Raw genomic sequence first — 22765 nt, 5'->3', positions numbered from 1 at the left:
ACTGACAAGCGATTGAAATAATGCAAAAATAAACCCAGCCCCCTGTTAGCGGGCTGAGTTCCCTTGACCGTTTGGTGGCATGAGCCAATGATTGCCTATTGGCTGCCCGTTTACCGGGCAAACCGCGCTACACGTCGTGAACGCAGATGTTCACTCCGTTATTTCAACCACAACCAATTCACGTTCACTGGCGTCGCGCGCATGACTCAATGCTTGTTGATAGTCATCCGAGTTATAGCATTCGACAGCCGCTTCAAGCGACGGGAAACGGGCAACAACGTTGCGTGGCCGTTCCTTGCCTTCCAACTGAACGTAACGCGCCGCACGGGCGATGAAAGTGCCCCCGTGCTTGGCAATGGCTGGCCCGGCCAATTCGGCATATTTTCCATACGCCTCAGCATCGGTCACCGTCACATGTGCAATCCAGAGTGCGGCCATCTTATCCTCCCAAAACCTGTTCTGCGGCCTTGATCGCCGAATCCGCGTTCGACGCATCCCGTCCACCGCCCTGGGCCATGTCCGGGCGGCCGCCGCCGCCCTTGCCGCCCAATTCCACCACGGCGGCCTTGACCAGATCGACCGCCGAAACGGTTCCTGTCAGGTCTTCGGTGACGCCAGCCGCAACAGCGGCCTTGCCGCCTGTATCCGCGATGAGCAGAACAGCCCCCGACCCAAGACGCTCCTTATGTTCGTCGATCAATGCCGGAAGATCCTTGCCGGACACCCCGCTGAGGGCCTGCGCTATGAACTTAACGCCGTTCACATCACGCGCTTCGGCACCGCCGCCCTGCCCGCTCCCGCCGGCCATCGCCAGATCTCGACGCAGTTGAGCCACTTCGTTCTGCAATGACTTGCGTTCCTCCAGCAGGCTTTTCACGCGGGCCACCACATCATCCGGCTGCGCCTTCAGTTCCGACGCCACCTGCGCAAGACGATGATCCTGTGCCGAAAGGTAACGGAGCGCTTCATCCCCGGTCAGTGCCTCGATGCGGCGCACGCCTGCACTGCTTGCGCTTTCGCCCAGGATGACAAAGGTGCCGATGTCACCCGTCTGGCGCACATGGGTGCCGCCGCACAGTTCGATCGACCAGGTTTCGCCATCATGGCCCTTGCCCGTAGGTGCCTTGCCCATCGAAACAACACGCACCTCGTCACCGTATTTCTCGCCGAACAGTGCCTGCGCGCCCAGTTTGCGTGCGTCATCCGGTGTCATGACCCGTGTCTCGACAGCCGAGTTCTGGCGGATGAAACCGTTCACCTCACGTTCGATCTTCTGGATTTCCTCCAGGCTCAGCGCTTTGGAATGGCTGAAGTCGAACCGCAGACGATCCGCCGCATTCAGCGAGCCGCGCTGCGCCACATGGTCGCCCAGTGTTTCCCGCAGCGCTTCATGCAGCAAGTGCGTGGCCGAATGGTTGGCCCGGATTGCCGTGCGGCGCGCATGATCGACTTCCAGCTCGACAGAATCGCCTTTTGACACGGCACCGCTGAAGACCGTCACCTTATGTGCATAGACCTTCCCATCGGCGAATTTTCTGGTGTCCTCCACCCGGCTGAGGTGATCGCGATCTTCAAGACGCCGCAACTCGCCGGTGTCGCCCACCTGGCCACCAGCTTCGCCATAAAACGGCGTCTGGTTCACCACGACCCAGCCGCTGTTTCCCGCTTCGATCTTGTCAACCAAGGCACCGTCGACAACCAGTGCCACAACCTGAGCTTCGGCTTTCTCGGTGTCATAGCCAAGGAAGTCGGTCGCCCCGGCGCTGTCCAGAACATCGAACCATACCGCCTGATCCGCGGCTTCACCTGACCCGGCCCAGGCAGCCCGCGCCTTGGCCTTTTGTTCGGCCATCGCTGTTTCAAAGCCTTCGGTGTCAACTGTCCGGCCTTTCTCACGCAGCGCATCCTGTGTCAGATCCAGTGGGAAACCGTAGGTGTCATACAGTTTGAATGCCGCCTCACCGGACAAAGGCGCACCCTCGGAAAGGCCGGACACCTCATCGTCCAGCAGCCTCAACCCCCGGTCCAGCGTCTGCTTGAAACGCGTTTCTTCAAGCAACAAGGTCTCTTCGATCAATGGCTGTGCCTGGGTCAACTCGGCATAGTGACCGCCCATCTGTTGTACCAATGACGGGACGAGCCGGTGCATGACCGGATCCTTGGCACCCAACAGATGCGCATGACGCATGGCACGACGCATGATGCGGCGAAGAACATAGCCGCGGCCATCATTGCTGGGCATCACGCCATCAGCAATCAGGAACGAAGTCGAACGCAGGTGGTCCGCGATCACGCGGTGGTGCACGTTCTGATCCCCGTAAGGATCCACGCCAGTTGCATCGGCCGATGCCTCGATCAGTGCCTTGAACAGATCGGTGTCATAATTGTCATGGCTACCCTGCAACAATGCACCGATCCGCTCGAGCCCCATGCCCGTATCAATCGACTGCATGTCGAGCTCGACCATCGAGCCGTCTTCGAACTGCTCGTTTTGCATGAAGACGACGTTCCAGATTTCAATGAACCGATCGCCGTCCTCTTCGGCAGAGCCCGGAGGACCACCCCAGATGTGGTCTCCGTGGTCATAGAAGATCTCGGTACACGGGCCGCAGGGGCCGGTCGGGCCCATCTGCCAGAAATTGTCGCTGGTGGCGATGCGGATGATCCGGTCTTCGGGTACACCGACCTTTTTCCAGATTTCAAACGCCTCGTCATCGGTATGATAGACCGTTGTCAGCAGACGGTTCTTGTCGATCCCAAATTCCCTGGTGATCAGCTCCCACGCGAACGGGATCGCTTCGTGTTTGAAGTAATCACCAAACGAGAAGTTCCCCAACATCTCGAAGAATGTATGGTGGCGCGCCGTGTAACCCACATTGTCGAGATCGTTGTGCTTGCCGCCGGCACGCACGCATTTCTGCGCCGTGGTGGCGCGCTTGTAGTCACGTGTTTCCAATCCGGTGAACAGGTTCTTGAACTGCACCATGCCCGAATTGACGAACATCAGCGTCGGGTCGTTGCGCGGCACCAGCGGGCTGGACGCCACGACCTCATGCCCCTGTTTTTCAAAGTAGTTCAGAAAGGTCGATCGGATGTCGTTCAGGGTTGGCATAGGGCTCTCTCGGCGCACAAAAAACTTGGTCCCCGCAGGTTTATCCCCCTGTCAAACGAGTGTCCACAGCAGAGGCGCGTCCGAACGAAACAAGGCGGCCCGGGGACCGCCTTGTTCATGGTATTTTCAACACAACATGTCGGGTCGGGAACGTAGCGCACCCCGTCAGCGACCGTCAGGCTTCAAGGATGTCATCATCCTCGGCTGCGTCCGGAGGCATGTCGAAATCCAGCCCGTGAGCCGCCCGAATCTTGTCTTCGATCTCAAAGGCAATGCGGCTGTTGTCGCGCAGATATTGTTTGGCATTCTCACGCCCCTGCCCGATCCGTTCGTCGCCGTAGCTGAACCATGACCCTGACTTTTCGACCACTCCGGCTTTGACACCCAGATCCAGCAACTCACCCATCTTGCTGATGCCTTCGCCATACATGATGTCGAATTCCACCTGCTTGAAGGGCGGCGCCACCTTGTTCTTGACGACCTTGACGCGCGTCTGGTTGCCGACAACTTCGTCGCGGTCCTTGATCGCGCCGATGCGGCGGATATCCAGACGGACCGAGCTGTAGAATTTCAGTGCATTACCGCCGGTGGTGGTTTCGGGGCTGCCGAACATAACACCGATTTTCATCCTGATCTGGTTGATGAAGATCACCATACAGTTCGAGCGGCTGATCGAGCCTGTCAGTTTCCGCATCGCCTGGCTCATCAGACGGGCCTGAACGCCGACATTGCTGTCACCCATGTCGCCTTCCAGTTCGGATTTCGGCGTCAGCGCCGCAACCGAATCGACCACGACCATGTTGACCGCGCCCGAGCGCACCAGTGTATCGGTGATCTCCAGCGCCTGCTCTCCGGTATCGGGCTGCGAGATCAGAAGCTCATCCAGATCAACGCCCAGCTTTCGCGCATATTGCGGGTCCAGTGCGTGCTCGGCGTCAACAAAGGCGCAGACGCCGCCGCGTTTCTGCTGTTCTGCAATGCAATGCAGCGTCAGCGTCGTCTTCCCCGAGCTTTCGGGGCCATAAATCTCTACAATCCGCCCCATGGGCAGACCGCCGATTCCCAACGCAATATCCAGCCCGAGCGAGCCTGTCGAACTTGCGTCGATGTCCTGTTTGGCGCCTTCGCCAAGCTTCATGATGGAGCCTTTGCCGAACTGCCGTTCGATCTGGGCCAGCGCGCTGTCGAGCGCCTTTTGCTTGTCTGCGTTTTTCTTGTCGCTCATTGTCAGAAGATCCGCCATTGTCCTGTCGCCTTCCCTTTTGTCACACCCTTGATCGGGCAGCAATCGCTGCTTTGTTCGCCTCTTGTTCCTTATGGGACCAAAAGAAGAACATTTCAATAAAAACTTACGGGATTTAGTCTTCAGCAATTGTATTAAGAAGTCCTTTACGACAATCTGCGCGCATAGCCGGATGACAATTGGAGCAATTAAATGCTTGTTTTCTATGAGGAACGCCTTGCCTTCCTTGCCGTTCCGAAAACCGGCAGCACGGCTTATCACACGGCGTTGCGGGATCGCGCTGATATCGTTGTCACTCATCCGCCCGAGCTCAAACATGCTCCGGTGCGCAGGTATGATCGGTTTTTCCAGAACGTTTTTCGGAAGATGTACGATACCGAGATGGAGATCCTGGCAGTTGTTCGCGAACCCGTTGACTGGCTGGGCAGCTGGTATCGATTTCGCAGCCGCGCCGATCTGGTCGGCCACGTCCATTCGACCCGAGACATGAGTTTCGACACGTTTGTGCAGGCCTATATGTCAAACCCGCGCCCGGATTTTGCCGATGTTGGCAGCCAAAGCCAGTTTTTCCGTACCCGCAGCAATGGTCGCGGCGCCACGCATATTTTCAAATACGAAAACCGGGGCAAAATTCTCGACTTCCTGCAAGCGCGACTGAATATGCAGATCGACCTGCCGCAAGAGAATGTATCACCACCGGGTGATCTGACGCTGACGCCAGAGACTCGTCAGAAATTTCGCAAAAGACACGCAGAGGAGTTCGCGCTCCACGATGCAGCCTTGTAGGGTGCTCAGTTCAGCTGTTGGAAAACCGCCTCGGTCAACTGGGTGAGAGAAAACGGCTTGGGCAGGAAGATCGAATTGGCGATCTCGGGTTCTGAATCGCCAAAGGCACCTTCCGTATACCCCGATACGAAGACCACGCGGGCATCCGGACGTGTTTCCCGAGCTTTGCGCACCCAGGTCGGCCCATCCATGCCGGGCATGACCACATCCGTTACGAATACGTCCACGTTCAAAGATGGATCCTCCAGAAGTCGTAGGGCTTCCTCGGCCGAATCCGCTTCCAGCACAGTGTAGCCCTTGAGCCGCAGGGCCCGGGTTGCAAAGGCGCGGACCGGTGCTTCGTCTTCAACCAGAAGCACGACGCCCTCTCCTTGCCGGGCGCTTTGGGCTTCGGGCTGGGCCGGAGTGTCCTGTTCAGCCTCTGCCACCGTGGCGCAAACCGGCAGAAAGACGGTGAATTCGGTGCCTCGACCCACCGTGCTGTCGACAAAGATGAAGCCGCCCGTCTGCTTGACGATGCCATACGCTGTTGAAAGCCCAAGCCCTGTCCCCTCGCCCGTACGCTTTGTCGTATAGAACGGCTCGAAGACCTTTTGTAGTTTGTCGGCAGGTATTCCCACGCCGCTGTCCATGACCCTGACCGTAACGTATTCGCCGGGTTGGACGGTCGCCCTGTCCCTGCTGAGCGGTTGCGACAGGTTCAATACCTCGGTCTCGATGCGGATCTCGCCCCCGTCAGGCATAGCATCGCGCGCGTTGACGACCAGATTCATCAACACCTGTTCCAGCTGCCGTTTGTCCGCCCGAACCGGCTTTAACACCGGATCATGGCTGAGGGTCAGCAGAACTTTCTCGCCCACAAGGCGGTTCAACAAGTGAATGAGGTCCGAGATCGTGTCGCGCAAATCCAGAACTTCGGGCCTGAGCGTCTGTTTGCGCGAGAATGCCAGAAGTTGGCTGACCAGCGCAGCGGCCCGGTTGGCGTTCTGATTGATCTGTACCAGATCCCCATAATCCGGGTCATTCTGATCGTGACGCAACAACAGCAGATCGCAGTGCCCGGAAATGGCCGTCAGCAGGTTGTTGAAATCATGTGCGACCCCGCCGGCCAATTGACCCACAGCTTGCATTTTCTGCCCTTGGACGAATTGAGCCTCCAAAGTCTTCAACTCGGTCGCATCATTCAGAACCGCGATCAGACAGATCTTGCCATCGACAACGACACGGCTCAGCGTGACCTGTACGAAGACTTCCTTGTCTTTTCGGGTCAACTGAAGAAACTCGGATCGTTGCGCATCTTCTTGCGCTGCCGTCCGCGCCAGCCAATCCAGAATGGGGTGCCCCATACCCCGCATGATGTCGGCTATGTTCGTGCCTTCCAGGTTTTCATTTCCCAGCAGCTTATTCGCCAGCCTGTTGGCATTCAGAATGGCCCCCGCCGGAGACAGGGTGAGAACCGGAACCGGAAGATCTGCAAAAGACGTGCTGGCCCCGGGCGCCGGAGTTTCAATGAGCGGCACCAAACCAAGGCTTTGTTCCTTGCTGGATCGGGAAAGCTCCGTCACAGCGACCGGTATCATTCCGTCCTGTGACTTGATGATGTTTGAGGCTCCGATCCGGGGATCAGCATCACCGAAGATGTCGCGCACCCGACCGGGACGCGGCCCAAGCAACTTTTTAGCCGCCGGATTCGGGTGCACCACATCATCCGCGAATCCGATGGTCAGAACCGGCAGGTTGAGAGACTGCCAGCTTTCCTGTTCTGACTGTTGAAACCGCCAGCAAAAAATGTCGGGAGCCAATTGAAACACGGTGACACTGCTTGTGTTTCCCCTGATCACGCAGTCTTCGCGGGCCCGACCGAATGATCGGGCCTGAGATTGCAACCTCAACAAAATCACCTGAGGGGTCGAGAACGTCGAACTGAGGCAGGTTTCAAGGCAGGCTCCTTTCGCAGCTCCGAACTGTTCCCGCGCTGGTGCGTTGGACGCCAGAATGTCGCCATAGGCATTTGCGATCAGGAAAGGTGACTCTTCCTGTTCTGCAAACGCGGCCATGACAGCAGTGGTTTGCTGCGCATGTCTGGCGTCGACCTGGCCTTTGATCACGACGCATAGTGCCACGATGAAAAGCGAAGTTCCCGCGACCATCATGCCCATTGTCCAATCCGGTGGCAACAACCCGACCATGGGGGCAATGCTGATCAACAATGCCACCGCCACCAACGACCATAGACGAGATGCCGAAGGCGTGTGGACAAGAGATGGGTCGCTGAAAAATTCTGCTGTGTCAGACATAAACGGCTCGGGCGCAAAGTTATCGGCTATAACGGCCAAAATTGGTTAATTCCCGCTTAACGGCGCTCGGAAATAAAGAATCTACCCAAGGTTGTTATTTGCCAAAAGCTCAGCGCGTCAAGTGCGACGTAAAGAACCCGTCAGAGTCGTGTGTAACGTGCCACGTTTTCCGGAAGGTTTCCCGCCACTGGGAAAACTGATCCAGAAAATCGTCTATGATCTTGCCGTTTTCATCGTTCAGAACCGAACAGGTTGCGTAAGCCAGCAGGCCGCCCGGATGCACCAAAGGCGCAATGTCCGATAGAATACCGGCCTGAATGGCGGTGAGGTCCCGCAAGCGATCCTCGGTCAAGGCCCATTTCCCGGCAGGCGCCCTTCGCCACGATCCGCTGCCAGAGCACGGCGCATCAACCAAAACCACATCAAACGGATCCACACCTGAAAGGTCATCGGAGTTGAGGATGGTTATCTTTGCGCCTGCTCGTTCCGCCCGGGTCGGAATATCCTTCATGCGACCGGCATTCACATCATGTGCAAACACGTCGACGCCCTCGTGCGCTGCAAGCGCCAGCGCCTTGCCGCCACCACCCGCGCAATAATCCAGAACACGCATCCCCGGCCGCAGATCCAGCGCGGCCACGACCGCCTGGCTTGCAGCGTCCTGAAGCTCGACCAGACCCTGGGCATAGGCCTGGCTTTGGGCAATGCGCCGGGCCCCCTCTGTCACCTCGAGCGCGGTTTGGCATACCTGAACCGGATGGGTGATCACGCCCTCGGACTTCAAGGCGTCGATGGCCCCGCCCAGATCGGTTTTTCGCAAATTGACCCGCAGGTGAACGGGCGCCCGGTTCTGCAATGACATCGCGCAAGGAACCAAGGCATCTTTCAGAGAGTCAACGAACCGAGGCCACAGCCACTCCGGAATGTCATATCTTTCGGCCTCGGACGCGAATTCCCGCGCCATTTCCGTTTCCTCAACCGGCATCGGAGCGTGACGGTCGCCGGTGAACAGGTCGGCCAGATCCCCGCCTGACGCACGGGTCGCACCGATCATCAAACCGCGCCCGGTGTCGGACCCTCCCAACGCTGCATACGAGCGCTTGCGTCGCAGCGCGTCGAATACGTGATCGCGAATGGCTGCCCGATCCTTGGATCCGGCGAAGCGACTGCGCCGCGCCCAGCCGGTGAGGGCTTTTTCGACCGGCGCGCCAGCCATAATATCATCCAGAATTTCGATCGAGGCCTGAACACGGGCGGCGGGTGTCATTGTGGAATACCTCGGCAGAAATGGGCCCAGCTGGCCGATCCATGTGGCAAATAGGCACCCGTTCACGGGTGCCTTGTGTCTTGCTGGATGGATTACATGACCCGGTAGTTCGGGCTTTCGCGGGTGATCTGCACGTCGTGCACGTGGCTTTCCTTCAAACCGGCGCCCGTAATTTTCACGAAATTGCAGTTCTTGCGCATCTCTTCGATGGTGGCGCAGCCGGTATACCCCATCGCCGCACGCAAGCCGCCAACCAACTGGTGGATCACGGCACTGGCCGAGCCTTTGTAGGGTACCTGCCCTTCGATGCCTTCGGGCACCAGTTTGTCATTGGCTGCATCTTTCTGGAAATAGCGGTCGGCTGATCCGCGCGCCATTGCACCCAGGCTGCCCATACCGCGATAGGATTTGAACGAACGGCCCTGATACAGGATCACCTCGCCCGGGCTTTCGTCGGTGCCCGCAATCATCGACCCGACCATGGCACAGGATGCCCCGGCCGCGATCGCCTTTGCAAAGTCACCCGAGAACTTGATGCCCCCATCCGCGATGACCGGCACGTCGCCCGCTGCCGCCGCACAATCGCTGATCGCGGTCAACTGAGGCACACCAACCCCCGCCACCATCCGTGTAGTACAGATCGATCCCGGGCCGATGCCCACCTTGATCGCGTCGGCACCAGCATCGATCAGGGCTTTGGTCGCTTCTCCTGTTGCAACATTTCCGGCAATGATCTGAACCTCGTTCGACAGGGTCTTGACCCGCTTTACAGCGTCCAGCACGCCCTGCGAATGACCATGCGCCGTATCGACGACGATGATGTCGACACCCGAATCCACCAATTGCTCGGACCGTTCGAATCCGGCATCCCCGACCGACGTCGCCGCAGCGACCCGCAGGCGACCCAGGCGGTCCTTGCAAGCGGTTGGGTTCAAAACGGCCTGTTCCGTATCCTTCAGCGTCAGAAGACCGGTCAGCTTGCCTTCACCATCCACGACCAGCAGCTTTTCGATACGGCGCGCCCGCATCAGGCTTTTGGCTTCTTCCAGATCGGCCGGTTCCTGAAGCATCGCCAGGTTGTCCGAAGTCATCATCGCGTGTACCGGTGTATCGTCCGAGTTTGCAAAGCGCATGTCTCGGTTGGTCAGGATACCCACCACGCGGCCCTGCTCGTCGACGACTGGAAAACCGGTGAAGTTGTAGCGCTGTACCAGCGCATTGGCGTCGGCCAATGTCTGATCCACCCGCAATGTCACCGGGTTATAGACAATACCGGATTCAAACCGCTTGACCCGGCGGACTTCGCGGGCCTGTTCTTCCACCGAAAGGTTCTTGTGAACCACACCGATGCCGCCCGCCTGAGCCATGGCAATGGCCATGCGCGCCTCGGTCACGGTGTCCATGGCCGAACTCAACAATGGGATGTTCATGGTGATTTCGCGCGTCACACGCGTGGTCGTATCCGCCGTTGCCGGCAGCACGGAAGATGCGCCCGGAACCAGGAGAACGTCGTCAAAGGTAAGTGCCTCACGAATCTGCATCTGAATACCCCATGCAAAAGCCCGTTTGGCGGTGACCCTATTACATGGATTGAACCAAAGGAAAAGCCCTTGGGGGCAACTCTTTGGCTCTGGTTGTCGATGCAGTGGAAGAAAACGACGCTCGTTGTGCAGATCGTGCCGCTGATGGCCTTTCCCTTTTCGCGCAAACCCATATCTTGCCCGGCATACGCGCGAATATGAAAAGGTATGTCACTGATGACCACCGACCCTCTTGTCGTCTTTACCCCGTCCGGCAAACGCGGGCACTTCCCCGTCGGCACCCCAATTCTGACGGCGGCCCGTCAATTGGGAGTGGATCTGGATTCTGTCTGCGGGGGCCGCGGCATATGTTCAAAGTGCCAGATCACACCCAGCTATGGCGAATTTCCCAAGCACGGCGTCACGGTGTCAGAGGACGCGTTGAGCGAATGGAACGCCGTCGAACAGCGTTATGACGACAAGCGCGGTCTGAAACCGGGCCGCCGTCTGGGCTGTCAGGCCTCGGTTCAGGGCGATGTCGTGATCGACGTACCGCCCGAAAGCCAGGTGCACCGGCAGGTCGTGCGCAAGGCGGCAGCCGCGCGTGCCATCACGATGGACCCGGCCACGCGCCTTTATTTCGTTGTGGTGGAAGAACCCGACATGCATTCGCCCACCGGTGATCTGGAACGGCTCGAGCGCGCGTTGCGCGAACAGTGGGACATCGAAGCCGTCACGGCCGACCTGACGCTGATGTCCAAACTTCAACCGGTTCTGCGCAAGGGTAAATGGGAAGTCACCGTGGCGGTCCACAAAGGTCACAAGGACAGCGTGGCGCGTATCGTCGAAATCTGGCCCGGCCTGCATGAAGGCGGGCTGTATGGTCTGGCCATCGACCTCGGCTCGACCACCATCGCCGCGCATCTGACCGATCTGGAAACCGGCGAGGTCAAGGCATCCTCTGGCCTCATGAATCCCCAGATCCGGTTCGGCGAAGACCTTATGAGCCGTGTTTCGTATTCCATGATGAACCCCGGCGGCGATCAGGAGATGACCAAGGCAGTGCGCGAGGCAATCAATGACCTGGCCACGTCGATTGCCGAAGAGGCAGGCATCGATGCCTCTCTGATCGTGGAAACTGTGTTCGTCTGCAACCCGGTCATGCATCACTTGCTGCTGGGGCTGGACCCGGTGGAACTGGGTCAGGCCCCGTTTGCGCTGGCAACGTCGGAAAGCATGTCCCTGCCCGCCCGCGACATGGATCTGACAACCATGAACCCACGCGCGCAGGTCTATATCCTGCCCTGTATCGCAGGCCATGTGGGCGCGGACTGCGCGGCGGTGGCCCTGTCCGAAGAACCCGGAAAGTCGCAGGATCTGGTTCTGATCGTCGACGTGGGCACCAACGCTGAAATCCTGCTTGGCAATACCAGCCGCGTGCTCGCCTGCTCCTCGCCCACCGGGCCTGCCTTTGAAGGCGCTCAAATCAGTTCCGGCCAGCGCGCCGCACCCGGGGCGATCGAGAGAATCGAGATTGACCCTGTTACCAAGGAACCCCGGTTCCGCGTCATCGGGTCCGATAAATGGTCCGACGAAGACGGCTTTGATCAGGAGATTGCTACGACTGGGATCACAGGCATCTGCGGATCCGGTATCATCGAGGCAGTGGCCGAGATGCGTATCGCAGGCCTGCTGGACGAAGGCGGCCTGATCGGATCGGCGGAACAGACCGGCACTGCCCGCTGCGTGCCCGAAGGTCGCACACATGCCTATCTGATCCACGATGCCAGCGCCGAGGGTGGCCCCCGCATCACGGTCACGCAGGGTGACATCCGTGCCATCCAGCTTGCGAAATCAGCATTGTACGCAGGTGCACGCCTGCTGATGGACGAAATGAATGTCGAAAAGGTGGATCGCGTGGTTCTGGCCGGTGCGTTCGGCGCGCATATCTCGACCAAACACGCCATGGTGCTGGGAATGATACCCGACGCGCCACTGGAGAAAGTCTCGAGCGCGGGCAACGCCGCAGGCACCGGCGCACGTATCGCGCTGTGCAATATCGGATCGCGCGCCGAGATCGAGCGCGTCGTGCGCGAGATCACCAAGATCGAAACCGCCATTGAGCCGAAGTTTCAGGATCACTTCGTGGCCGCCAATGCGATCCCGCACAAGACGGATCCGTTCCCGGAACTGGCCCAGGTTGTCACTTTGCCCAACCCAAGCTTCAACACCGGCGGCGAAACCGAAGCAGGTGGCGGACGTCGTCGCAGGCGCCGCGGTTAAACCGACAGTTCAGTGACCCGTGGGAAACCCCGGGTCATTGTCCTCACCCATATCAGGCGTTGCGTCGGACCTCGTCCAGCGACGTGACGCCTAGTTGGGCCATGGCGATGCTGATTTCTTCGCTGAGTACCGACCATAGCTGCGCCAGACCCTTTTCGCCTTCGGCCGCTATTGCAAATTGAAGGATGCGACCGAAAAAGGCAAAGTCCGCCCCGTTCGCAAGTGCCTTGAGGACGTCTTCACCAGAACGCAGCCCGCTGTCGTAGAAAAGCGGAAAATCCGGACCGACGGCCTTGCGTATCTCGGGCAGCACCGTGATTGGCGCGGGCGCACTTTCCAACTGGCGTGCACCATGGCTTGAGACCTGAATGGCGTCCACGCCCGCTGACTTGAGCCTTTGCGCGTCGTCTGCATCCAATACGCCTTTGACCACCAGATTCCCGGCCCACTGGTCGCGCAGACGAGCCAATGTCTCCCACGTTGCCTTGGCGCGGCTTTCGGTGCGGTCGAAATCGTAGCCATCCATCCGGAAATTCGCCATTTCCGGCTTGCCTTTCAGCAGGACCGGCAAGGACCACCGGGGGTGCAGGGCAAAATCCATCACCTGCTTTGGCCCCATTTTGAAAGGCATTTTGAACCCATGACGCAACTCGCGCGGGCGTCGGCCAACCTCGGGCACATCCACGGTCAGCACCAGTGTCTCGTACCCCGCTGCCTTGGCGCGATCGACCAGCTTGAACGTGCCGCTGCCATCGCCGCTGAAATACAGCTGGAACCAGGCATGGCCTTCCGCTTCGACGATCAGATCCTCCATCGCGGTCGAGGCCACAGTCGAAACCCCAAGCGGCACCTCGTGGCGTGCCGCGATGCGGGCCAGCATCAAGTCGGCCTCCGGCGCGGACAAATTGCACAAGCCCATCGGCGCGATACCAAACGGGCGTTTCGCGGGCCGGTCGAACAGGGAAGTTGCCAGAGATCTTTCACTGACGTCGCGCAGGATGCGCGGGCGCAAGGTCATTGCATCCAAAGCGGACCGATTGCGACCGGCACCCATCTCGGCCCCGGCTGCACCATCAATATAGTCGAACACCATCCACGGAAGACGCCGCCGCGCCAGGCGGCGGGCGTCCTCGGCGCTGTGGATGGCGCTTGCGCCCATCAGGCCTGAACGGCCTTCATGAAGCGGTCGCGGATGACCACCGGATCCATCGTGATCGGCGGCATCTTGGCATTGCCGCTTTCGCATTTGCTTACGATGATGGTCATCTGTTTGGCATCCAGCGCCTCTTGCAGTACGCGCCCGGTGTCTTCGGCGGCACATTCGATCACGCGCTCACACCCGGCGGCCTCGGCCATCTTTGCCAGCGAGGTCTTCTGCCCCGCATAGGTCGGCTGATCGCCGGTCGAGCCGTACGAGCCGTTGTCCACGATCAGCAGGATGTAATTGTCCGCCACGTTGTTGGCGATCGTTGGCAGGGTGCCCAGATTGGTCAGGATCGAGCCATCGCCGTCGATCACGATCACCGGCTTCGGCTGTGACAGCGCCAGCCCCAGACCGATCGAGGACGCAAGCCCCATGGTGCCAAGCATGTAGAAGTTGGTGGGCTGGTCGTCGATGGCATGCAGTTCCTGGCTGGGAATGCCGATGTTGCAGACAACCAGTTGATCACGCAGGATCGGGGCGATGTCCTTCAGGATTTCAGAACGGATCATTGGTCGCCATAGCCTCCCCAGAAATTGGCGTCGGTCAGGATGGCGACCGGCTTGTTGCACATGAATGTGTATTTCAGGATCGCGTCGAGCTCTTCGACATCGGCCTGATGGTGGAAGTGGTAGGTGGGGATGTTCAACTGAGCCAGTAGCGCCTTGGTGTGAACCGCCATTTCAACCTGGCAGGCAATGGGTTCGCGCAATTCCCCCCGGTACGATATCAGCATCGGCAGCGGCATCCGGTAATACTGGATCAGCGTCGCCAGCGTATTGATCGTCACGCCAATGGCCGTGTTCTGCATGATGATCGCGGGCCGCTTGCCGCCCATCCACGCCCCTGCACACAGGCCCATCCCTTCGTCTTCCTTGTTGGACGGGATGTGATAGATGCCCTCGCGCTCGTCGATTTCCGCGATGACACCTGCCAATTGCTTGCACGGGACAGTGGTGACAAACGAGATTTCGTTGGCCACCAGATCGTCGGTGATCTTTTTGTCTATGTTCATGATCCAGCTTTTGGTCCTGTTTGGGGCGCTAGACGCGCGATTGAGGAATTCAGGCCCTTCGGTGCACGTGCACGGCACAGGGGGCATGGCGGACGACGCGCGAAGCGGTCGATCCAAGGAAGTAGTCGCTCAGGTCCGGCTTGTGCGAGCCGATAACGATACAGTCGACATTCTTGCTGCTGGCATAGTCGATGATGGACCGCGCGGTATGGCCTTTGACGATTTCGGCCGTCACTCCTTCAAGCCCTTCGACTTTTTGCAACAGTTGCAAACGGGCCCGTTCAAACCCTTCGGCGACAACCGATTTGTCCAGATAGGCGCTGACCGATCCCTGAGGCATCTCGTAGACATGCAGCGCAATTATTTCTGCGCCCTCTCCTGACAAGGCCCGTGCGATTTCCAGCGTGTGTTGCGATATGCCGTGATCCAAAGCTAACGGGACCAGTATTTTTGTGTACATGAAGGTCTCCAGTTCTGTCAGTTCTATCCCCAGGGTCTCAGGATAATCTTCGGTGCGGCCACGGCGCCAGACCGGATATCGCAAAACGCTTGCGCGCCGTCGGCCAGAGTGCGTTCTTCTATCCAGTCCAGAGCCCCCAGCCGCCCGTCAAAGATCGCCTGAGCCGTCTGGCGAAAGTCTTTGGCGGTGTATGTGTAAGTCCCTATGAATGTGATTTCCTGCAAGGTCATCCGGCGAACATCCAGACCACCGGTATCCTCACCCAAACCCACATGCGCGATCACGCCGCCCGGTTCGGCCATGGCCGAGGCAACCGACCGCGTCGCAGCGTACCCCACGGCATCTATGACCAACGGGTAAGTCCCTTTGGTTGACTCCACCAGCGCAAAGCTTTCGATTTTCGCCAGGTAGTTGCGACGCAGCTGGTTTGGTTCCGCGATGGTCACATCGTCAACGCCCATTGCCCGCAAGGCCAATGCCGCCGCAAGGCCGATGGCCCCGCCGCCGATCACCAGTGCGCGACGGTCCATCGCAGTATGCAGAGCCTCGATCCCCAACCGGACCGTATGCCAGCTGACGGCCAGCGGCTCCGCCAGCGCGGCTTTGACAAACGAAACATCCTCCGGGACCTCAACAAGATTGCTCGCAGGCATGGTGACGTATTGAGCAAACGCCCCTTCGCGCGGCGGCATCGAGATGATCTGGCGATCCGGGCACAGGTTTTCACGACCAGCAAGGCAGGCCGCGCATTTCCCGCAGCTTACCAGCGGATTGATCGTGACACGATCACCGGCTCGTATCCCGTCGACAATCACACCGGCCGCCTCGTGCCCCAGAATCAGCGGAGCCGGACGGCGGGCATCATGGCCCAGATAGGCGTGCATGTCCGACCCGCAGATGCCAACCGCCTCGATCCGGATCAAATGCTCGGACGGACCCGCCTTGGCATCCGGCACATCGCCGAACACCATCTGCTCCACACCTTGGTAAACCAGTGCCTTCATTTGGCTGTGAACCCTCCATCAACCATAAGAACCTGCCCCGTGACATAGCCGGACGCGTTAGAGCACAAAAACAGGATCGGCCCGTCGATATCCTGCATCTGCCCATTGCGCCCAATGCAGGTTTGAGCGGCGTTGCGTTCCGCGCGCTGGGGGTCGTCAAACACGGCCTGAGTCAGCTCGGTCGGAAAGAACCCCGGGCCGATTGCGTTGGCGGTAATGCCAAAGGGCGACCAGGCTTCGGCCATGGCACGGGTCAATTGCGCGATCCCCGCCTTGGTGGCCCCATAGGCAATTCCGCCCGGAAAGGCCCGCGTCGTTTGCAGTGAGGCGAAATTGACGATGCGCCCCCACCCCTTTTTTTTCATTTCGGGCACCATCGCCTGACTCAGGAAAAACGGCGCGCTCAGGTTCAGGGCAAGCGTGGCATCCCAGCCATCAGGTGTCACCTCGTCGGCGGCCTCACGCGTGTTGACCCCGGCCGCATGCACCAGAATATCCGGTGCGCCAAACTTGGAATTGATCACCTGCACCAGCCCGCCGATTCCGGCACGATCCGCAACATCAGCAACGACGGCTTCTGCGTGTTCGCCGATTTCGGCCTGCATCTGCGCCAACGCGTCGCTGCGCCGGGCCACGCCGACAACACGCGCGCCGGCTGCGGCAAGTGTCCGCGCCACCTGCCGTCCCAGCCCCGAACTGGCGCCGGTGATGCAGGCCACCCGGCCCGTCAGGTCAAACAATGTGCGCGGGTCATCCATCGGCGGTCAGATCGAACTGCTCATCCGGGAAATACTTGGCCAGACGCACATCCGCTGCACGGGCGTGACCTTCCATACCTTCCAGTCGGGAAATCCGTGCGGTGGCTTCGGCGATCGATTTCGATCCTTCACGTGTGGCCCGCTGCCAGGTGACGATCTTCATGTATTTGTGAACACTCAAACCGCCGGTGTAACTGGCCGCACCCGAAGTCGGCAGAACATGGTTCGTTCCGGTTGCCTTGTCCCCGTAGGACACGGTGGTTTCCTCACCCAGGAACAGCGAGCCATAGCAGGTCAGGCGATCCAGCCACCAATCCAGATCCTCGGCCTGAACCGTCAGGTGCTCGGGCGCATATTCATCGGAACAGGCGGCCATCTCTTCGCGGTCGGAACAGACAATGACTTCGGCATAGTCGCGCCACGCGGCTGAGGCGTTTTCCCGGTTCAGCTCGGGCAGATCGTCGATCAAAACCGGAACCAGCTCCATGACTTTCTGCGCAAGGTCGCGATCATCCGTCACCAGCCAGACGGGCGAATTGTACCCGTGCTCGGCCTGACTGACCAGATCGGTTGCCACCACATGGGCGTCTGCGGAACTGTCGGCAAGGATCAGGCTGTCGGTCGGACCCGCGATCATGTCGATACCAACCTTGCCGTACAGGATGCGTTTGGCCTCGGCCACGAACTGGTTTCCCGGCCCCACAAGGATATTGGCGCGCGGCAAGCCGAACAAACCATAGGTCATTGCGGCCACGCCCTGCACACCGCCCATGGCCAGAATGCTGTCGGCTCCGCAGATATGCGCGGCATAGACAATCGCTGGCGCCACGCCCTCACCCGGACGGGGCGGAGAACAGGCCGTGATATGACGGCACCCGGCGACCTTGGCCGTTGTCACCGTCATGATCGCGCTGGCGATATGGCTGTAGCGCCCACCGGGAACATAGCATCCTGCCGCATCCACCGGGATCGCCTTTTGCCCCGCAACAAAACCGGGAACGATCTCCATCTGTACGTCCGACACAGTGGCCTTCTGCGTCTCGGCAAAGCGACGGACGTTGTCGTGGGCAAAGCGTATATCGGCCTTCAGTTTTTCCGGCACCCGTGCGATGGCCGCATCAATCTCGTCCTGCGTCATCAGGACATTTCCTTCGAACTTGTCGAACTTGAGGGCATATTCCAGTGCCTTGTCGTCGCCACCTGCCTCGATGTCGGCAAGGATGGTCTTGACCGTATCATGCACCTCAGAGGCATGCGATTGAGCGGTGAGAGTCGCCTTTTTCAAGTATTCACGAGGCATGTTCAGCAGGTCCTATTGGTAGATTTCAGGAAGCAGGGTGGTCGACACAGCAGGCACGTAGGCGATCAGGATGACCACGATGAGCATGGTCAGTACGAAAGGAACGGCCCGGGCGGCAATCTTCAGAATGGACTCACCGGTAATGCCAGATACGACGAAAAGGTTCAGTCCCAGCGGCGGCGTGATGAAGCCCACACCCAACGCGGTGATCATCATGATGCAGAACTGAATCTCGTTCATGCCGATATTGTCGGCCAGCGGTTTCAGGATTGGTGCCAGGATCACGATGTTCGGCGTTGTCTCCATCACGCAGCCTGCTGCGATCAGGATGCCGATCATCAGCAATATCAACAGATAGGGATCATTGGTCAGCGACGTCACCGAGGCCACGAACCCCTGCGGGACTCCCATGATCGCCAGTGCTTCGGCCAAAGGTGCCGAGAATGCGATGATCGGCAGGATGACTCCGTTCACCTTGGCCGAACTGACCAGCATCGATGGAAAGTCTGCCAGCGTCAGTGTGCGCAGGATGAAACCCATGATTATGGTGACGACAACGGCCGTTGCGCCGGCTTCGGTCGGGGTCAGGCGACCTGAGAAGATGCCGTAGAAGATGATCCCCGGCACAATGAACGCGTACCAGCCCGATTTCAGCGCCTTGCCCAGATTGGCCAGCCATTCCCCCATGGTCATCATGCCGCCGCCCTCATAGGCATAAAGGCGGTTCATGATGATGTTGGTGATCAGGATCGACACCAGGATGGCCAGACCCGGGATCAAGGCTGCAAGAAACAGGGTCGAGGCGGAAATACCCAGCACGAGGCCGATGATGATATAGGCGATCGAGGGCGGGATCAGGATGCCGGTACAGGCACCAGCCGCAACCAGAGCACAGGCATAGGGGCGCGGATATCCGCTTTCCACCAGCCGGTTGATGGTCATGCGCCCCACCGCAGCCGCCCCGGCGGCATCCGACCCCGAAATCGCGGCAAACATACCGCAGACCAGAACCGTGGCCGACCCGAACCCGCCCTTGGCAAAGCATGTCAGCGCCTCGGCCACGTCCAGGAATTTGCGCGACAGACCGGTCCGCACCAAAACGTCTCCGGTCAGAATGAACAAGGGCACAGCGGTCAGGGCGAATGCGTCGATACCTGTGAACAGGCTTTCTCCGACCAGGCTGAGAGGCAGATCACCGGACATGATCAGCATCACGATCGCCGCTGTACCAATGGCGGCCCAAACGGGCACGGCCAAGGCGATCAGGCCCACGAACAGGATCACCGGCAGGTAAAAATCCCAGCCCAGTTCAACGGTTTGATTGAGGGAATTCCAAAGCATTCGTGTTCTCCTCAGTCAAACAGCTTGTCGCCTTCGAAGACGGGGGTGCCGTCCCGAAGTGATTTCACGTCACGCAGGAAAGATTGGATCAGCCGCCATATCATCAGGGCGAATCCGGCGGGCACCGCCATAAGGAACCAGACTTTCGAGACCCGAAGCCCATCCGTGACCGAGCCGAACTTGGCCGAGACATGAACCGCCTCATACGACCAGTAGAGCGCGATGATCGCCACGCCGAACATCACGAGATCGCCGAAAATATACAACACCGCCTTGGGGCGTGGTCCGATGTAATGCATGATCACATCGATCCGGATATGCGCCCGCTCTTTCACCGCAGCCGCGGCACCGATCCAGGCAAGGTAGATGAAGGAATACCGAACGATTTCCTCGCCCCAGATCGACGAATAAGCAAAAATCTCGCGCCGCAGCACTTCGATGGCCATGGTAATCACCAGCATCACGTAGAACACCAGCAGCAACCAGCGCTCTGCGTTTCGGTCTATGTTTTGAAGAATGGTCATCTGATCCTCCGGCGCAGGGACAGCCTGACCCGCGCCTGATGTGGCGGGTTGTTGTCGGGCTGACTGAAAGTAAGGTTCGTGGACGCCTGACAGGCGCCCACGGTTTGGGCCTTAGGCGTCGTGGACGTAATATTTGCCCTGTGTACCGGCGGCTTCGACCAGCTTTTCGAAGTTTTCCATCGATCCAGCCAGTTCCGTCTTGAACGGATCCCAATCGGCGTTCTGATACCCGCCGGCATCCTGCCATTCCGCCAGTTGGTCGTCACTGAGCGAGTGGAACTGAACCCCGGCCTTGTTCAGCTCGGCCATGGCATAGGCGCGGGCCGACGGAACCTTGGACAGGTTCTGGTGGCTCGTCATTTCCGACCCCCACATGATGCCTTCCTGCACATCAGCCGGCATCGAGTTGAACCATTCCAGATTACAGGAATAAACCTGGCTGTCCGGCACCGCCTGCGTGAAGGTCACATGGCTTAGAATGTCCTTGAAACCGAAGACATAGAGTGCGCCTACCGAAGGATCGAGCGCATCCGCAACGCCCTGCTTGATGGCCGAGGGGGTCTCGCCCCAGGCAACGGGCGTCGGGTTGGCGCCGACCATCCGGTAGTATTGTTGCAGCATCTTCGATCCCGGCACGCGGAACTTGATCCCGCTCATATCACCGGGTGTGAGCACGGCATTGCCGCCCTGACGAACCGCAACGACGCGCGGGTCGATGTTCACATAGAACAGAGCCTTGAACCCTGCCGCTTCGACCTTGGGGTGAACCTCATTTTTCCAAGTGTCCGAATGGACGAGGTTGGTGAAACGCTGGTTCGAGCCGCACAGGTACGGCATGTTGATCAGGTCGACTGTCGACGCGAACGGCGCGAAATTCGACAGCGAATGCTGCGCCGCCTGAATGGTGCCGCCCTGCACTTTCTGCACCAGCGCGCCGCCTGCACCAAGCTGACCGCCGGGGGCCAGTTTGACATAGACCTTGCCGTTGGTGGCGTTCTGAATGTTTTCCTTCAGGTCCAGCTGCATGATCGGATAGCTGCGCGACGCGCCAAGCACATAGGCCGTGGCCACGGTCATCACGTGATCTGCTGCCTTTTCACGCTCGCTTTCTTCCTTCGCGGTCTGCGCGGCGGCCTCGGAAGACCACAAAACGCCCCCTGCCCCAGCGACCAATGCGGCCGTAAATGAGCCACTGGCGCTCAGTTTCAGAAAATTGCGGCGCTCGGCCGATGCCAGTTCGGTCTTGTCGGTTTTCATCAATTGCCCTCCCAAGCAAAAGTTCAGCTGCCGTTTTGTGCGTCCCGGTCAGCTTCCTTTTTCAGAATTGCGACAACGAACAGGATCGAAGCCGCGAACAGAACCAACATCTCTCCAACGTCGCCAAGAAACGCGCTGCTCGCAAAAGCACCCAAAGCGACATTTGCGAAATAGATCGCAAAAACGATGACTGATGCAGCGAGGTACATTTCCGGGACTCCCTTCAGAATCGGCTCAAATACCTTTGTAAGCGCTTACATCATAAATGCAAGCGCTTACATAAACGCTTTTATCCCTGGAAAAATGCGACTAACTTAGGCGAACCGGAATTGAGAGTTCGAGAATGTCAAAACATCGGTCCGCACCGACGCTGGATGACGTTGCCAAGGCAGCAGGCGTTTCAACTGCCACCGTGTCACGGTGCCTGAACACCCCGCAACAGGTGGTCGAGGCAACGCGGAAACGTGTTCTTTCTGCCGTAGAGACCCTTGGCTACACGCCGAATTTTGCAGCCCGAGTGATGGCTGCACGGCGTTCTTTCACGATCGGTGCAATAATTCCGACGATGGAAAATGCAATCTTCGCAAGGGGGTTGCAGGCGTTCCAAGAGGAGATTCACAAACAGGGCTACACCTTGCTGGTCTCCAGCTCGGCCTACCAGCCGGCCGCAGAAGAAGAACAGATCCGAACACTGGTTGCGCGGGGCGTGGACGGGCTGTTGCTGATCGGGCATGACCGGGACGCGCAAATCTACGACTATCTCGAAAAGCGAAAAGTGCCGGCCCTTGTCGCGTGGTCCTTCCTGCCAGACGAACCAATACCGTCCGTCGGGTTTGACAACAGGCGGGCGATGGAGGCTTTGACAAGCAAGATCATCGAATTAGGCCATACGCGTTTGGCAACGATTTCAGGCATCAGCAAGGGCAACGACCGTGCGCGTCTGAGGATCCAGGGGATAAAAGACGCGATGTCCCGACATGGACTGTCGCAAGACGACCTTTCGGTGATCGAAACCTCGTACGAGATTGAAAACGGCGCCGATGCGTTCAAGCATCTCATGTCGAATGACAATCCGCCGACCGCGGTGTTGTGCGGCAACGACGTTCTGGCCGTCGGTGCGGTACGGCAAGCTCAGCAGATGGGACTGCGGGTGCCCGAAGATGTATCGATCACCGGATTTGATGATATCGAGCTTGCGCGCATTGTCGCCCCTGCCCTGACAACTGTCCATGTTCCTCATCGTGACATGGGACGCAAGGCTGCTCAGGCGTTGATTCAGATGATCGAATCCAACGCACCGGGCAAATCTGTTGAACTGCCGACGCACATCGTTGGCAGAGAGTCCTTGCTTGGCCTCAACAGCTAGAACCGGCTTTCCCTTTCCTAGCCCGTTTAGC

20 protein-coding genes are annotated in these 22765 nt (G+C 59.0%); 3 read left to right on the top strand and 17 right to left on the bottom strand.

The annotated features are described in order from the left end of the window. Positions 1-150: 150 nt before the first annotated feature. From ACR0C6_RS04510 to recA, 3 genes are all read right to left on the bottom strand, one after another. Positions 151-438 carry a DUF1330 domain-containing protein gene (locus tag ACR0C6_RS04510; protein WP_170344227.1) on the bottom strand — a complete coding sequence of 96 codons (288 nt, stop codon included), beginning with the start codon at positions 436-438 and terminating at the stop codon, positions 151-153. 1 nt (position 439) lies between these two features. Continuing rightward, positions 440-3112: an alanine--tRNA ligase gene (gene alaS, locus ACR0C6_RS04505; RefSeq protein ID WP_480618413.1), complete on the bottom strand. Its 2673-nt coding sequence runs from the start codon at positions 3110-3112 to the stop codon at positions 440-442. 175 nt (positions 3113-3287) lie between these two features. Further along, positions 3288-4355 (bottom strand): recombinase RecA, encoded by a 1068-nt coding sequence (recA, locus tag ACR0C6_RS04500; protein WP_480618411.1) that lies wholly within the window; start codon positions 4353-4355, stop codon positions 3288-3290. 192 nt (positions 4356-4547) lie between these two features. Between recA and ACR0C6_RS04495 the strand changes: the two genes are divergently transcribed. Beyond that, entirely contained in the window at positions 4548-5141 is a 594-nt protein-coding gene (locus ACR0C6_RS04495) for a gamma-glutamyl kinase (RefSeq protein WP_480618409.1), read from the top strand. A 5-nt stretch (positions 5142-5146) separates the two neighbouring features. On the opposite strand, the gene ACR0C6_RS04490 is transcribed toward ACR0C6_RS04495, so the two are convergent. The 3 genes from ACR0C6_RS04490 to guaB form a co-directional block, all read right to left on the bottom strand. Then, positions 5147-7438, bottom strand: a complete 2292-nt coding sequence (locus tag ACR0C6_RS04490) for an ATP-binding protein (protein ID WP_480618408.1) — start codon at positions 7436-7438, stop codon at positions 5147-5149. A 109-nt stretch (positions 7439-7547) separates the two neighbouring features. Then, a complete protein-coding gene (locus ACR0C6_RS04485; RefSeq protein WP_480618407.1) occupies positions 7548-8705 on the bottom strand; it encodes an RsmB/NOP family class I SAM-dependent RNA methyltransferase in 1158 nt (385 codons plus the stop codon). A 92-nt stretch (positions 8706-8797) separates the two neighbouring features. Continuing rightward, positions 8798-10246, bottom strand: coding sequence for an IMP dehydrogenase (guaB, locus tag ACR0C6_RS04480; protein ID WP_480618405.1), 1449 nt, complete (start codon positions 10244-10246; stop codon positions 8798-8800). Positions 10247-10462: 216 nt separating this feature from the next. Between guaB and ACR0C6_RS04475 the strand changes: the two genes are divergently transcribed. Further along, on the top strand, positions 10463-12508 hold the full coding sequence (locus tag ACR0C6_RS04475; protein WP_480618403.1) for an ASKHA domain-containing protein: 2046 nt from the start codon (positions 10463-10465) through the stop codon (positions 12506-12508). A gap of 52 nt (positions 12509-12560) precedes the next feature. Here the strand turns inward: ACR0C6_RS04475 and ACR0C6_RS04470 are convergent, their stop codons facing one another. From ACR0C6_RS04470 to ACR0C6_RS04420, 11 genes are all read right to left on the bottom strand, one after another. Next, positions 12561-13667, bottom strand: coding sequence for an alpha-hydroxy acid oxidase (locus ACR0C6_RS04470; RefSeq protein ID WP_480618401.1), 1107 nt, complete (start codon positions 13665-13667; stop codon positions 12561-12563). Then, the gene (gene comE, locus ACR0C6_RS04465; protein WP_480618400.1) at positions 13667-14221 is read right to left on the bottom strand and encodes a sulfopyruvate decarboxylase subunit beta; all 555 of its coding nucleotides are present in this window, start codon (positions 14219-14221) and stop codon (positions 13667-13669) included. Before comE ends, ACR0C6_RS04470 begins: the two co-directional genes overlap by 1 nt. After that, positions 14218-14724 (bottom strand): sulfopyruvate decarboxylase subunit alpha, encoded by a 507-nt coding sequence (gene comD / locus ACR0C6_RS04460; protein ID WP_171231609.1) that lies wholly within the window; start codon positions 14722-14724, stop codon positions 14218-14220. The genes comE and comD overlap by 4 nt, the downstream gene beginning before the upstream one ends. Before the next feature lie 49 nt (positions 14725-14773). Next, entirely contained in the window at positions 14774-15184 is a 411-nt protein-coding gene (locus tag ACR0C6_RS04455; protein ID WP_152458033.1) for a universal stress protein, read from the bottom strand. Between the two features lie 23 nt (positions 15185-15207). Then, positions 15208-16188, bottom strand: coding sequence for a zinc-dependent alcohol dehydrogenase (locus tag ACR0C6_RS04450; RefSeq protein ID WP_480618398.1), 981 nt, complete (start codon positions 16186-16188; stop codon positions 15208-15210). Then, positions 16185-16946 (bottom strand): SDR family NAD(P)-dependent oxidoreductase, encoded by a 762-nt coding sequence (locus ACR0C6_RS04445; protein WP_480618396.1) that lies wholly within the window; start codon positions 16944-16946, stop codon positions 16185-16187. The genes ACR0C6_RS04450 and ACR0C6_RS04445 overlap by 4 nt, the downstream gene beginning before the upstream one ends. Then, complete coding sequence (hisD, locus tag ACR0C6_RS04440) at positions 16939-18246, bottom strand: histidinol dehydrogenase (RefSeq protein ID WP_152458036.1); 1308 nt, start codon at positions 18244-18246, stop codon at positions 16939-16941. The genes ACR0C6_RS04445 and hisD overlap by 8 nt, the downstream gene beginning before the upstream one ends. A gap of 12 nt (positions 18247-18258) precedes the next feature. Next, positions 18259-19587 (bottom strand): TRAP transporter large permease, encoded by a 1329-nt coding sequence (locus tag ACR0C6_RS04435; protein WP_480618394.1) that lies wholly within the window; start codon positions 19585-19587, stop codon positions 18259-18261. 11 nt (positions 19588-19598) lie between these two features. Beyond that, positions 19599-20111: a TRAP transporter small permease gene (locus ACR0C6_RS04430; protein WP_171115839.1), complete on the bottom strand. Its 513-nt coding sequence runs from the start codon at positions 20109-20111 to the stop codon at positions 19599-19601. A 111-nt stretch (positions 20112-20222) separates the two neighbouring features. After that, entirely contained in the window at positions 20223-21368 is a 1146-nt protein-coding gene (locus ACR0C6_RS04425; protein ID WP_480445173.1) for a TRAP transporter substrate-binding protein, read from the bottom strand. Positions 21369-21391: 23 nt separating this feature from the next. Beyond that, positions 21392-21577 carry a hypothetical protein gene (locus ACR0C6_RS04420; protein WP_171228297.1) on the bottom strand — a complete coding sequence of 62 codons (186 nt, stop codon included), beginning with the start codon at positions 21575-21577 and terminating at the stop codon, positions 21392-21394. A gap of 134 nt (positions 21578-21711) precedes the next feature. On the opposite strand from ACR0C6_RS04420, the gene ACR0C6_RS04415 reads away from it, so the two are divergent. Further along, positions 21712-22734 (top strand): LacI family DNA-binding transcriptional regulator, encoded by a 1023-nt coding sequence (locus ACR0C6_RS04415; RefSeq protein WP_171228296.1) that lies wholly within the window; start codon positions 21712-21714, stop codon positions 22732-22734. Positions 22735-22765: the final 31 nt, after the last annotated feature.

The organism is Ruegeria sp. AL12 (assembly GCF_056540885.1).
This window is presented reverse-complemented; position numbering and strand designations above follow the sequence as displayed.